The organism is Micromonospora sp. NPDC047557 (assembly GCF_043205095.1).
Taxonomy (GTDB): Bacteria; Actinomycetota; Actinomycetes; order Mycobacteriales; family Micromonosporaceae; genus Micromonospora.
Genome location: NZ_JBIDDK010000004.1, coordinates 1 through 13,046 on the forward strand (window position 1 = coordinate 1; position 13,046 = coordinate 13,046).

The 13,046-nt window shown below is 70.6% G+C and carries 11 protein-coding genes; 5 read left to right on the plus strand and 6 right to left on the minus strand.

The features are described 5' to 3' along the window. Positions 1-593: RICIN domain-containing protein (locus tag ACGGAQ_RS12725; protein WP_393047915.1), on the minus strand; the 593-nt coding region annotated here is incomplete at its 3' end. A gap of 560 nt (positions 594-1,153) precedes the next feature. After that, positions 1,154-2,515 carry a cellulose binding domain-containing protein gene (locus ACGGAQ_RS12730; protein WP_393047918.1) on the minus strand — a complete coding sequence of 454 codons (1,362 nt, stop codon included), beginning with the start codon at positions 2,513-2,515 and terminating at the stop codon, positions 1,154-1,156. Positions 2,516-3,128: 613 nt separating this feature from the next. Here ACGGAQ_RS12730 and ACGGAQ_RS12735 point away from each other — a divergent pair. From ACGGAQ_RS12735 to ACGGAQ_RS12745, 3 genes are all read left to right on the plus strand, one after another. Next, positions 3,129-5,192 (plus strand): glycogen debranching N-terminal domain-containing protein, encoded by a 2,064-nt coding sequence (locus ACGGAQ_RS12735; RefSeq protein ID WP_393048842.1) that lies wholly within the window; start codon positions 3,129-3,131, stop codon positions 5,190-5,192. A 229-nt stretch (positions 5,193-5,421) separates the two neighbouring features. Next, positions 5,422-6,411: an RNA polymerase sigma factor gene (locus ACGGAQ_RS12740; RefSeq protein WP_393047921.1), complete on the plus strand. Its 990-nt coding sequence runs from the start codon at positions 5,422-5,424 to the stop codon at positions 6,409-6,411. A gap of 19 nt (positions 6,412-6,430) precedes the next feature. Then, positions 6,431-7,183: a GNAT family N-acetyltransferase gene (locus tag ACGGAQ_RS12745; protein WP_393047924.1), complete on the plus strand. Its 753-nt coding sequence runs from the start codon at positions 6,431-6,433 to the stop codon at positions 7,181-7,183. A 105-nt stretch (positions 7,184-7,288) separates the two neighbouring features. Here the strand turns inward: ACGGAQ_RS12745 and ACGGAQ_RS12750 are convergent, their stop codons facing one another. From ACGGAQ_RS12750 to ACGGAQ_RS12765, 4 genes are all read right to left on the minus strand, one after another. Next, on the minus strand, positions 7,289-7,900 hold the full coding sequence (locus ACGGAQ_RS12750; protein ID WP_393047927.1) for a YdeI family protein: 612 nt from the start codon (positions 7,898-7,900) through the stop codon (positions 7,289-7,291). A 135-nt stretch (positions 7,901-8,035) separates the two neighbouring features. Continuing rightward, positions 8,036-9,307 (minus strand): cellulose-binding domain-containing protein, encoded by a 1,272-nt coding sequence (locus ACGGAQ_RS12755; protein WP_393047930.1) that lies wholly within the window; start codon positions 9,305-9,307, stop codon positions 8,036-8,038. A gap of 311 nt (positions 9,308-9,618) precedes the next feature. Then, a complete protein-coding gene (locus ACGGAQ_RS12760; protein ID WP_393047933.1) occupies positions 9,619-10,575 on the minus strand; it encodes a hypothetical protein in 957 nt (318 codons plus the stop codon). A gap of 78 nt (positions 10,576-10,653) precedes the next feature. Further along, on the minus strand, positions 10,654-11,151 hold the full coding sequence (locus ACGGAQ_RS12765; protein WP_393047936.1) for a YcxB family protein: 498 nt from the start codon (positions 11,149-11,151) through the stop codon (positions 10,654-10,656). A 90-nt stretch (positions 11,152-11,241) separates the two neighbouring features. Between ACGGAQ_RS12765 and ACGGAQ_RS12770 the strand changes: the two genes are divergently transcribed. Beyond that, a complete protein-coding gene (locus ACGGAQ_RS12770; protein ID WP_393047938.1) occupies positions 11,242-11,766 on the plus strand; it encodes a hypothetical protein in 525 nt (174 codons plus the stop codon). A gap of 17 nt (positions 11,767-11,783) precedes the next feature. After that, positions 11,784-12,989 carry an MFS transporter gene (locus tag ACGGAQ_RS12775; RefSeq protein ID WP_393047941.1) on the plus strand — a complete coding sequence of 402 codons (1,206 nt, stop codon included), beginning with the start codon at positions 11,784-11,786 and terminating at the stop codon, positions 12,987-12,989. Positions 12,990-13,046: the final 57 nt, after the last annotated feature.

The following is a 13,046-nucleotide window of genomic DNA, read 5'->3' on the forward strand; positions in this document are numbered from 1 at the left end:
GGGTTGCCCCCGCCGTCGACGCGCACGAGCTGCCACTGCTGGTTGGTGCCGTTCCAGTCGTCGTACTGCACGATGTTGCCACCGTCGGCGGTCGAGGCGCCCTGCACCTCCATCACCTTGCTGCTGTTGCGGTTGATTAAACGCACGTAGCCACTGTCCGAGTCGGCGAGCTGGAACTGCTGGTTGGTGCCGTTGTTGTCGGACCACTGCACGATCGCCGCACCGTTGGCGGTCGAGCGGTTGTAGACATCCAGCACCTTGCCCGACAACCGCGACTTGAGCCGGTAGTAGCCACCGCCCGAATCCACGAACTGCCACTGCTGCTGGTTACCGTTGTTACGCGTCCACTGGGTGATCCGCGCGCCGTCGTTCGTGGCCAGGTTGTACACGTCCAATGCCTTGCCGCTGTTGCGGTTCACCAACACGTACCAGGCGCTGGTGTCGACCGTCGCCGCGGCCGCGGGTGACGACACCGCCATCGCGGCGGCGCCGGCGACCACCACCGCTGCCGCGCCGGCGGCGACTGCTCGCACCAACCACCCTCGCCGCCGCGAGGGCGGTGCTGTCGACGGAGACCTACCAAAGGCAGACATGATCCTCCTCAATCACCAGGAGCCGAACGGTCACCCGAAGCTGGGCGGACCGCGACACGCGACCGGGTGCATGCGTCGGGAATGTTCGCGCTAACAAGATCCCCTGCATGCGGTGGACGCACGCCTGAATCAAGGTCGGCGTCGCAGGCCCGCCCCGTAAGCCGTAGCCGTCGCCGTCCTTGCCCATCGACTGTGAGCGATAACATGCTGTTCGTCAAGACGTAACATTGGCGCTTCGTTGGGCCGATGGCCCGAGCCGGCACGACGCGTCCGATCGACGCCGATCATGCGCAGCTACCACGCCGTCCGAGGTCCTCGACCGGGGAAGGGCACGCCTGACGATCTGGGATGGTTGGCGCTAACATCGATGCCCGCGCATCACCTGGTCCCGGCCTCCCCGAGCGTCGACGCCCCCACGTCCGGCAGGCGCGGCGCCGAAGCTCGCACGACCGGGCGCTCGGCCCGCGGTACGAACGCTGCCCGCGGCCGTGGCGGTCACTGCGGGTTGAACCCCGGCCCGGGGCCCGGAGCTGGTTGCTCCGGACCTCGGGCTCGGATGGTCAGGGGCTCGTGCAGGTGACGTTGCTGGGCGGGGTGTCGCCGTTGCCGGTGGCGGTGAACCCGAAGGTGGTCGAGGCGTTCGGCGCCAGGGCACCGTTGTACGCGGCGTTGCGGACGCTGACGTTGCCGGTGGTGCCCGTGTTGGTGCCGTTCCAGAGGCTGCTGATGGCCTGGCCGCTGGCCAGGGTCAGGCGTACGGTCCAGCCGCTGATCGAGGTGGCGGTGTTGTTGACGACGGTGACCTCACCCTGGAAGCCGCCCGGCCAGCTGTTGACCGCCCGGTAGGTGGCGGCGCAACTGCCCGGCTCCCCGGTCGGCGGCGGCGTCGTCGGCGGAGGCGTCGTCGGCGGGGCCGTCGTCGGCGGGGCCGTGGTGGGCGGTGCCGTGGTCGGCGGTGCCGTGGTGGGCGGTGCCGTGGTCGGCGGTGCCGTGGTGGGCGGGGCGGTCGTGGGCGGCGTGGTGGACTGGAACTGGGTGAAGAATCGCCAGATCTCCGCCGAGGTCCACGTCCTGGAGTCGTTGGGGCTGGACGACCCGTCGACCGGGCTCGGGGTGTGGTCGCCGTCGAACGCGGCCCACTGCACGGGGTAACCCGCGCGGCAGCCGGAGTAGGTGGTGGTGATGTGGGTGAGGCTGCCTCGGCTGGGCTCGCGCGGGCTCTGTGCGGTGCAGCCGTTGTTCCGGACGAACGTGTCGCGCAGCGCCCGGCCCTGGGAGATGTTCAGCACGCTGTCGTAGATGCCGTGGATGCCGAAGTACGCGACAGGCTGGGTGCCGCCGTTACAGCCGCTGAGGTTGGCGCCGGAGAGCACGGTGACCGCCCGGATGACGGTCGGTCGGGCGCAGGCCACCGCATAGCTCATGGCCCCGCCGTAGCTCCAGCCCAGGGCGAAACGCTGGGTCGTGTCGACGCAGAGGTCGTTCTCGACCTGCCGGGAGATGTCGTCGAACAGAGTCAGGTCCCGACCGTTCGTGTTGGCCCAACCGGCGTCGATGCCCTGGGGCGCGACGAAGATCGTGCTGTTGTTCGACAACGGCGCCAGCCCGTAGTAGCCGGCCGAGGCGACGTTGTTGGCCGAGCCGTTCAGCCAGTGGAAGCCGAAGACCAGTCGGTACGGACGGTTCCGGTCATAACCGCCCGGGATCTGGAGGATGTAGCTGCGATTCTGGCCGCTGCTGGAAATCGTGCGCGTCCCGCTGGTGAGAGTGGGCGCCTTGCCGCAGCCCGCGGTCGCCGCGAGGGTGCCGTTGGTGGCGGCCGCCGCCTCGGCGCCGAATCCGCCGCGCAGTGCACCACCGGTCGCCGCGACGAGAACCACCGCGGCCGCGATGAACGAGAAGAGTTGTCTCCGTTTTACCATTGCTCGACTCCTTGCCGTTGATCGTCCGTACCGACATGCACCTCGGCGTCAAAGAGTCGGTTCGCGCCGGTGTGCGGGCCGGCATGCTCCTGGGGCCGGCGTGGCGCACACGGGTGCGTACGGGCCGTACCGTCGCTGCCGGGGTTGTCCGTGACGGGGCAAGGGAAGCGGGCAATGCAGCCGGACCAGGGTCGTCCGACGACCGCCTGCGGTCGCCTGGCAGTGGCGGAGCGGCCCGGACTGGTCACCGACCGGCGAGGCGGCGGGAGGGTGAGCCCTCGGCGTGCCTGTGCCGATTGACTGAGGTGACTGGGAGCGTGCCCTTCGCTCCCGCGCCGAAAGATAGCATGTTATCGATAACATGCTCAACCGGCCGAGTGCCACGGAACAGGCCACAGCGGACGGAGCAGGCCGTGCCGATCCGCTCGGCGTGATCGGTCGTCCGCGTCGCCGCCAGCAGTGCCCTTCGATATCGCAGCGAGGTCATCTTTTCGAGTCCTAGACTGCGAACGGGCACGGCGGGGCCGCCCCTGCCAACGGGGGAGGTGCGGGTGCCATGAATTCTCGGCCGACGCAACAGCAGGAACAGGCTCACGGCGGCGCCAACCGCGACATGCCCCCGGAATTGGGCTCGGATTCCATCGGCATATTCGAGGGCCGGACCTTCATGTTGTCCAATTCGGTTGGTGACGTGCCGGGCGACTCCATCGCCGGCCTGGTGCACGACGACACCCGCTATCTCAGCCGTTGGCAGTTGACTCTCGACGGGCTCGTCCCGCTCCTGCTCAGCGCCACCACGGTCGATGCCTATTCCGCGGCGTTCTTCCTCGCCAATCCGGAGCTGCAGGGCCTGCGGGCAAACAGGATCGGCGTGCGGCGGGAACGGTTCGTCGGCGACGGCATGCACGAGCGGATCGCGGTGCAGTACTTCGGCACCGAACCGGTCCGCGTACGCCTGCGGTTGGATGTTGGTGTGGACTTCGCCGACCTCTTCGACATCAAGAGGGCGGGGCGGAGCAGGCTGGCCGACATCCGGCGAGCCCACCTGTCGGACGGCTCTGCCCTACGCTTCTCCTATCAGAACTCGCGCTGGTCGGCCGGCACGACTGTCGAGGCCAACCCACCTGCCGACCAGGTCGAGGGCGACGCGCTGATCTGGGACGTGCACCTGGGGCGAGGTGACAGCTGGGATTGCGAGCTGCGCGTGCTGCTGAACTGTCAAGGCGCGGACTACCAACCGGCCCGCCGCACCTTCGGCGAGGCACCCGACTTCGATGCCGACGACGTGGCGTCGCTGTGGGCGGCCAACAAGCCGGACCTCAGCGCGGATTCGGAACTGTTGCGCAACGTCTATCACAAATCCGCCGCCGACCTGCTTTCGATGCGCATCGTCAAGGAGATCAACGGCGACAAGGTCGTCCTGCTGGCCGCCGGGATGCCCTGGTTCCTGACCCTGTTCGGGCGGGACACGCTGATCACCGCCTACCAGAGCATCACCTGTGGGCCAGACGTGGCGCGGGGCACGCTGGTGACGCTCGCCGCGCACCAGGGCAAGGCCGTCGACGACTTCAGTGACCAGGAGCCCGGAAAGATCCTGCACGAGTTCCGCTCCGGGGAGCTGACGCAGCTCGGCATCGCGCCGTACGGCCCCTGCTTCGGCTCGGCCGACACCACCCAGCTCTGGCTCATCCTGCTCTCCGAGTACTGGCGGTGGACTGGCGACGACGCGTTGGTGCGGCAGTTGCGGCCCAACGCCGACGCGGCTCTGCGGTGGATCGACGAATTCGGAGACCGCGACGGCGACGGTTACGTCGAGTACGCCACGCGCTCCCCGGACGGGATGCGCAACCAGTGTTGGCGCGACTCACCGGACGGCGTGCAGTTCGCTGACGGCAGGCTTCCCGACCTGCCGGTCGCCACCTGCGAGATCCAGGGCTACACCTACGATGCCAAGCTCCGCGCCGCGGAACTCGCCGACGGGCCGTGGGCCGACGCCCCGTTGGCGCGACGCCTGCGTGGTGAGGCCGCCGACCTGCGCGAGCGGTTCAACCGCGACTACTGGCTGCCGACGCGGGGCGGCTACTACGCGATCGGCCTCGACGCCCACAAGCGGCCCATCGACTCGATGACCTCGAACATGGGCCACCTGTTGTGGAGTGGAATCGTCCCGCCCGATCGTGCCGCCGCGGTGGCTCGGCAGTTGATGTCCGACGCGATGTTCTCCGGCTGGGGTGTCCGGACCCTGTCCACCGAGGACGTGGGGTACAACCCCATCGGCTACCACCTCGGCACGGTGTGGCCGCACGACAATTCGATCATCGCCGCCGGGCTTGCCCGCTACGGCCACCGGGACGCGGCCAACCGCATCGCGATGGCGATGCTCGATGCGGCGGCCCACTTCGACTACCGCCTGCCCGAGGCGTTCTCCGGGTACGACCGATCGTTCGGACGACGGCCCGTGCCCTACCCCACCGCCTGCAATCCCCAGGCCTGGGCCAGTGGCGCCCCCCTGCTGCTTCTGCGGTCGATGCTCGGGCTCGACGTCAGCGACGGCCATCTCGGCACCGATCCGCACATCCCCGAGGCGTTGGGGAGCATCCGGCTGACCGGCGTCACCGTGCACGGCACCCGGCAGACCGTCGACACCTCGGGTTCGCGCCTGCGCTCCTCCGCCTGAACCTGCGGGGCGCCGCCGGCGGGTCACGGTGTCGAGCTGCTCGTCCGCCTGGTGGACGTCGGCCTCCGGCTCGGCCGTCTCCCGCCCGACCGCGACCTCGCGCCCGCGAATTCGGCTTCCCCGGGCCCGGCCCGGCAAACGCGCCCGGAAAGGGAGTGAATCGCACTCGTCGAACGTTCCTGCGGCCGTCGGAAAAGACGTTCCAGCGGGACCGAGCTAGCGTTCCGGCATGCTTTTCCTGAGCTCGAGACGCGTGCCGGACGGCGACACCGCGCAACTGGTCCGGGGCGCCCAGCAGGGCGATCCCCGCAGCTTCGCACTGTTGTTCGACTGTCACTACGCCGGCATGCTCTCAGTGGCCCGTCGCATTCTGGGCGCCGGGCCCGACGCCGAGGACGCCTGCCAGGACGCGGCGATCGCGGCGTTCAGCCGGATCGGTGAGCTGCGCGACCCCGCCGCCGTGCGGCCGTGGCTGCACGCCATCGTCCGCAACAACTGCCGGACGATGCTGCGCGCGCGCGTGCCCGTCCCGGTCGGGGTGGCAGGTGAGAACCTGCTCGCCTCGGGGCTCGACGACCCGGTCGCCCGCATCGAGCAGAGCGCCATGCGGGACTGGGTCTGGCACGGGTTGCAGCAGTTGTCGCCTGCCGCGCAGACGGTGGCGTTGCTGCGCTACTTCACCGAGAACAACTCGTACGAGCAGATCGCGGAGCTGTGCGGGACCCCGGTCGGTACCGTCCGCAGCCGCCTGAGCGAGGCGCGTCGGCAGTTGGCCGAGATCCTCCCCCGCGTCCGCGACGAGCGACACGACGGGACCGGGGCCCTGCGCGCCGAGCGGCGCGAGGAGGCGGCGACGATCCTGTCGGCGGTGGCCGACGGCGCGTCCGTGACCAAGGTGACCGCGCGCTGGGCCGAGGACATGGTGTTCTGGTGGCCGGACGGCACCCGGACGATCGGTCGGGAACCACTCTTCGCGGTCATACGGCAGGACAACGACTACGGTGTCAGCCACAAGATCACCGGAGTGCTGGCCGGCTCCGGCATCACGATCTGGGAGAACGCCTTCATCAACCCGCCGGAGGACCCGTTCCACTGCCCACCCGGCGCGACCTGGCTGCTCCGGGAGAAAGAGGGCCTGGTGCGCGAGGTGCGCCTTCTGCACACCCCTCGGCCGGCCCGGCCGGAGAATTTTTCTGCGGCAGATCGAACTTCTGGCTGACCAGGGATGTCCTGAGGGTATGACCACGCACTCCATCCACGACCTGGAACCGCAACTCGCCGCCAACCGCCGGTACTGGTGCGGCTGGGCGGGCACCGACCCCGACACCGACCTGCCGACCTACCGCACCGACGTTCCGCACCCGCTGCTCAACGCGGTCCTTCGCGTCCGTGATCTGCCGCTCGACGAGGCGATCACGCAGGCGAGGAAGCACCTGACCGGCTCGCACTGGGGCTGGTGGGTAGGGGCGGACAGCGACGAGGGCACCGCCGAGGGCCTCCTCGATCGCGGCGCGAAGCAGATCGCCGACATGCCCGTCATGGCGCTGGACGTGACCACCGTCGCCGAGGTCGAGGCGCCGAGCGATCTGCGGATCCGGCACATCGGCGACCCGCTCGAGATGCGGGAGTACGTCGGGGCGTACGCCGGGCCGCTCGGCATCCCCGGGGATCCCGGGCTGGTCGTCGACCGGGAGCTGAACTTCGCCTACCCGGACGTGGTCCGCCTCGCGGGCACGATCGACGGCCGCACCGTCGGCACGTGCACCCTGTCGCTCGGCACCGACATCGGCGCTCTGTACTGCATCGCCACCGACCCCGATTTCCGTCGGCGCGGCATCGCGACGGCGCTCACCCGCGAGGCGCTGCGCCTCACCCGTGAGTCCGGGCGGCGGATCGTCACGCTCCAGGCGAGCAGCGAGGGCGAGCCGGTGTACCGGCAGATCGGCTTCGAGACTGTTGCCCGCTACCGCCTCTACCAACTCCCGGAGTGACTCCCGGCGCTGCCGCCCGGTCCCACAACAGCCGGGCGGCAGCGCCGTGCCCTACGTGGGCAAGCTCCCCCGGACCTGGAAATCAGGGCCAGCGGAGCGCCGTGATCACGAGGATGGCGCGCTCGGCGGCCTGGCCTTCTGCGGATAGATGGTCTCGTGGCGGGCCAGCATGGCGACGAACTCGCCGATCTTCCGCTCGCGGGTCTCCGCCCGTTTGACGGCGTTGAGGCGGTAGATGAGCGCGAACCGGTTGGCCTTGGTGAGCACGTCGAACATCGCCTGGGCGGCGGGTTCGGCGGCGATGGCGGCGAGCAGGTCGGCCGGCACCTCGGCCTCCGACGACGGGGCGTACGCGGCAGCCCACCGCCCGTCGGCCTTCGCGGCCTCCACCGCGGCGCGGCCCGCGGGCATCATCAGCCCCTGCGCCTCGAGCCGGGCGACGTGTTCGACGTTGCGTCGGGACCAGACACTGCGGGGCCGGCGAGGGGTGAACCGGATCCAGGAGGTCTGCTCGTCCCGTTTGCGGGCCTGCCCGTCGATCCAGCCGAAACACAGCGCCTCGTCGACCGCGTGCTGCCAGGTCAGCGTCGTGACCGTGCCACCCTTCTTGGTCAGGGCGAGCCAGACGCCGAGCGATGTGGCGTGGTTCTCCGACAACCACGCGCGCAGCGCGTCGGCGTCCGCGACGATCAACTCTTCCAGTTCGGCGCTCGCCATGGCAGCAGGCTATCGCCGCCCTCTGACACCGACAGCTGTCGGTGGGCCGTCCCGACCCGGCCCCCGGCTCAGGCAGTGAACGGCCAAGGGTGTGGCACGTCGACCGGGCCACACCCTTGACACAGTTCCGGAGGGTCAGCAGCCGATCCGACTGGACCCGACCGCGACGTCGTCGTACCAAAGGGTGTCGGCGCCGTTGCCGTAACTCTCCCAGCCCAGCTTCAGGTCGGTGAGCTGCGGACGCCAGGTGCGGTTGTACCACTGGCCGTCGATGTCGTGCGTCGGCACGCCGTCCGCGGTCAGCCCCACGATGGCCGTGCCGTCCAGCCAGGTACGCAGCTGGCCGGCCGAGCCGTCCACCATGAACTCCAGGCAGGCCCACCGGTTGGTGGGCAGCGGGACGCTCTGCGCCACCCCGGCCGGGCTCTGCTCGGGCAGCGTCGCGTCGTCGGAGGCGCGGTTCCACTGCAGGGCGCCGTTCTGGCCGCCCATCCGCAGGTCACGGTTGCCGTCGGCGGCGTCGGCCATCGCCATCATCGTGGTGTGGTCGGTGGGCTGGGCCGTGGTGTGCCGTACCCAGATCCGGCCGTACCGCACGCTGCCCACGCTGCTGAGGTTCTTGGTGGACCTGATGAAGACGTGGTTGCAGTACCCGGCTGCGCCGTTGATCCGGACCGCCCGGCTGCCGCTGTGTGTGGTGGCCGTGTCGATGGTGGCCGTGCCGGCGCCGGAACAGTCCGGGTTCACCACGGTCCAGTCGCCGGACGGCGTCGCGCCGGTCTGGTTCTCGAAGCCGTCGCAGAGCACCGCACCCGCGCACCCGGCCGGCGGCGGGGTGGTGGGCGGAGGTGTCGTCGGCGGAGGCGTGGTGGGGGGCGGGGTGGTCGGCGGACGCGTCGTCGGCGGCGGCGTCGTCGGGGGCGTCGTCGGCGGGGGCGTCGTCGGCGGAGGCGTGGTGGGCACGCCGGTCGTCGGGGTCGGCCCGGCGCCGTTGCACGGCACGCCGTTCAGGCTGAACCCGCTCGGCGTGCCGCCACTGACGCCGTACGTGCCCTGCACGCCGAACTCGGTGGAGCCGCCGGCCGGGATGCTGCCGTTGTACGACATGTTGCGGGCGGTCACCGTCGATCCGGACTGGCTGACCGTGGCGTTCCAGCCGTTCGTGACGCGCTCGTCCCCGGCGTACGTCCAGGTGACGGTCCAACTGGAGACGGCGCTGTCGCCGGGGGTGACCTTGATGTTGGCGGTGAATCCGCCGGGCCACTGGTTGGGCGTGTAGTCGACCCGGCAGCCCTGGGCGGCCGCGGCGGGGACGACGAGCAGGGCCGTTCCGGTCGCGGTTACGGCGGCGGCCAGCGCGGCGACGACCGCCAGGGTCGGGGCGGGGCGGGCGCGGAAAATCGTCATGAAAAGTCCTTCTGCCATCGAGCTGGGAAATCGGCGCGGCAGCGCGCGTCCGGAACGGACGCGACGCGACAACGCGCCGGATGCGGCGCGGCGATGCGCCACAGCGACTGGTCGATGCGTACGACCAACGTGCCCGGCTCGGGGTGGACCTGTCAGTCGCCGACGGCCCGGTTGCCCGGGCCTCGGCGGCGCCCGCCCTCAATCTATTGACAGATTCCTATCGAATCAAGCATCACGCTTCCGAGTGGGATCACGCCGCCCACGCGTTATGCTGCCGGGCGCCCCGACAGGGTTGACGCCGCTCGATCAGGTCAGCTCAGGTCGACGATGTCCACCGCGGGTGCGAAGTGGCGGACCGCCACCTCGAGACTGGGGCGGTGCAGCCGCCAGAAGGTCGCCGGCCGACTGTCGGCCAGAACGGCCGGCGGCACGTACGGGACCGCGGTCTGAATCAACCACCGCAGGCCGCGCGAGCGAGCCGAGCCGGGCAGCGGCGGCAGACCGCGACGCCTCCGTAGGCCGACGTACGGAGTCGTGACCACACCGGTCTGCTGCGTCCACAGCACCACGGACTCGATGTCGGACCACGGCACCACAGCGGTGTGCGACGACGGCCAGGGCGGCACCTGACCGAGGGTGACCCCGGCCGCGTCGACGCGAAGCGCGACACGGCGGCCCAGCACGGCGATGAGCCGCAGCAGCAGGTACGCGCCGCCGAGCATCGCGGTGAGGATGCCGGCGAACGGCTCATCGCGGAACATCAGGACACCCACGGCGACGAGGACCACGCTGACGGGCGCCAACAAGAGGTCACGGCGGGTCAGGCCGAACGACACCTCGTACACCTCACCCGGACCGACCGTGCTGCTCGGGGCGGTCTCGCCGCTCGAGAAGGGTGCCGTCGCCCGCTGAGTAACGGCCACGTACGCGAATGCCCCCAGCCATCCGGCGACCCCGAAGCTGACCACACCGTCCCACGGGAACGGCAGCCAGGCCAGAACCAGTCGGTACAGCATCAGGTAGGCGACCGCGGTCACCGCCAGCGCGGCACCAAGCGCCCACCAACGATGCCGCGGGCGGACCACCACCTGCCACCAGATCAGGGCCAGCAGCCCACCCGGAGCCAGCACAGCCGGACGCATCCACAGTTCCGGGTCGCTGCCCTTCACCACAGTGGCGATGACCAAGACGCCCAGCATGAGAGCCGTCGCAAGCGGCGGCCCGACGATCGCCCAACGACGGCGAATGCGGTTCGGTCTGTCCGGCACGGCGGGAACAGTACGCGAGACCGTCCAGACCTCCCGCCGCCAAGAACCCGCACCCCCGCGCGTCGGCGGGATCTCACTTCACCCTTGCCGGAGCAGCCCGCGGTCGGCCATGAAGGCCCGCAGCGTCTCGGCGTCTTCGGCGGACATCAACCACCGTGGGATCACGGTCGCCGGCATCCGGCCGACGTACACGATCCAGAAATCCGGTGTGTCCTTCACCTGGGCGACGCCGTCCCACGCGATACCGCCGGACTCCGAGCCGCTGCGCATCATGATGTTGTCGTCGGTGATGTCGTAGCCGCCCTCGACCGCGTAGCGACCGGAGCGGCGACGTGCGCGCCACCGCACCCACGGCAGGTACAGCATCGACAGCACGCCGCCCACGAGGATCGCCGTCCACAGCGGCGACGTCCGCTCGCCGGACGCGAACCCGCGCGAGACGACCAGACCGATCGCCCCCACCGCCGCCAGCACCGCGCCCACATAGCTGTACCTGCGCAGCCGGACACCGCCGAGCGTGGCCGCCACGCGACCCGGGTAGTCGGGATCAGCGGGGACGTCGAAACGGATGTGCACCCCAGAACGATAGTGCCCCAACTGCCCCGGGCACCGCCGGGCCGGCGGTCGGAGTTTCGCCGACCGCCGCCTGCGGGTAGCGGATGGCGCATGAACCGCGATCTCGTCAAGGCTCTCCAGGTCGCCTGGGAGCTGCCGGAGTTCCGCAGCGGGGTGCGACACCTCATCGATCTCGACGAGGTGTCCGTGCTGCTGGCCACGCTGTCCGTTCCGGATCACGACGGCGAGGTCGAGCGCAGCCTGCTGAGCCTGCTGCGCTCCGGCCTGGAGACGGTCGAGATCCGGGAGGCCGTGCTGCTGCTGTTGGAGCAGGACGACGTACGCCGGCCGCTCGTCGCCGCGGCGGTGGAGCCGCTTGCGGCCCGTCCGGGCCTGGCCGCCGCCATCGCCTCGGCGGCCGAGGACCCTGCGGTACGCCGTGAGGTACGGGCGGCCCTGGACAGCGCCTCGGTGCGCGAGCTGATCTGGCAGGCGATGGAGAACCAGGTCAGCGACAACCGGTTCGGCCTGATCCGCCGGGTGGCAGTGCTGTTCGTGCGGCACCCGAGCGTCCGGCGCCTCGCGTGGGCCGTGCGCCGCCACGGCGTGCTACGCGAACTCCGCCGCAGGCCGTAATCCACTAGCGTGGCGGGGTGGCAGCGTCCGGAACGGCACCGCCGCCCGAGATGAGTCGCCGGCTGACGTTCCTGCTCGCATTGGCAGCGGGAGCGGCGATCGCCAACCTGTACTGGGCGCAGCCGCTGCTCAACGTCATCGCCGGCGACCTGCGCGCCGCCGCCGCGACGGCCGGCTGGCTCGTCACCGCGACGCAGACCGGGTACGCCGTCGGCGTGCTGCTGCTCGTGCCGCTCGGCGACGTCCTGGACCGTCGTCGGTTCGTCCCGGTGCTGCTGGTGGCCTCGGCCGCCGCGTTGCTGCTGTGCGCGCTGGCACCGTCGTTCGGTGTGCTCCTGCTCGCACTGACCGTCCTCGGCGTCACGACGATTTCCGGGCAGGTCCTCACACCGCTCGCCGGGGACCTGGCCGGCGACGCCCACCGCGGTCGGATCGTCGGAATCGTCGGATCCGGGACCCTCAGCGGCATCCTTGCCTCCCGTACGATCAGCGGGTTCGTCGCCGGTGCCGCCGGGTGGCGTACGACCTTCGCCCTCGCCGCGGTCGTCGCCGTTCTGCTCGCGGTCCTGCTGTACCGCGCGATTCCACCGCTGGCGCCGCGCACGCGCCTGCCATACCCGCGGCTCATCGCGTCGGTCGGCGCGGTGGTCCTGCGCGAGCGGGCGGCCCGCTGGACGCTGGTCCTGGCCGCCACCGGGTTCGCCGCGTTCTCGCTGTTCTGGACGGCGCTGACGTTCCTGCTCAGCGGCCCACCGTTCCGATACCCGGTAGCGGTGATCGGGCTGTTCGGACTGGCCGGCCTCGCCGGTGTGCTCTCCGGCCTGCGCGGCGGTCGTCTGCATGACCGTGGTTGGTCACTTCCGGCCACCGGGGTGGCGTGGACATTGGCCCTCGGCGCCTTCGTCGTCGCGGCGTTCGCCGGCCGGTCCGTCGCGCTGCTCATCGTCGCGATCATCATGATCGATGTCGCTCTCCAGACGCAGGCCCTGCTCAACCGGGCACGGCTGTTCGCCCTCTCCCACGAGGCCCGCAGCCGGCTCAACACGGCACTGGCGACCGGCAACTTCGTCGGCGCCGCCATCGGCTCCGCCGCCGCGACCACGCTCTGGGCCGCGGGCGGCTGGACAGCTGTCACGATCACGGGAATGGGACTCTGCTGCTTCGCACTCACCGTGTGGGCACTGGGCCGGCGTGGCCCACTGGCGATCCGCCTCGCCGAGTGACACGCGCCGGTTCATCGCGGCCGACGACGGTCGGCGGGGTGAGCGGAGGCCCCGGGT

Coding starts and splice junctions, on each gene's coding strand:
- ACGGAQ_RS12730 (WP_393047918.1), bottom strand. CDS start 2,515: ATGGTAAAACGGAGACAACTCTTCTCGTTCATCGCGGCCGCGGTGGTT.
- ACGGAQ_RS12735 (WP_393048842.1), top strand. CDS start 3,129: ATGCCCCCGGAATTGGGCTCGGATTCCATCGGCATATTCGAGGGCCGG.
- ACGGAQ_RS12740 (WP_393047921.1), top strand. CDS start 5,422: ATGCTTTTCCTGAGCTCGAGACGCGTGCCGGACGGCGACACCGCGCAA.
- ACGGAQ_RS12745 (WP_393047924.1), top strand. CDS start 6,431: ATGACCACGCACTCCATCCACGACCTGGAACCGCAACTCGCCGCCAAC.
- ACGGAQ_RS12750 (WP_393047927.1), bottom strand. CDS start 7,900: ATGGCGAGCGCCGAACTGGAAGAGTTGATCGTCGCGGACGCCGACGCG.
- ACGGAQ_RS12755 (WP_393047930.1), bottom strand. CDS start 9,307: ATGACGATTTTCCGCGCCCGCCCCGCCCCGACCCTGGCGGTCGTCGCC.
- ACGGAQ_RS12770 (WP_393047938.1), top strand. CDS start 11,242: ATGAACCGCGATCTCGTCAAGGCTCTCCAGGTCGCCTGGGAGCTGCCG.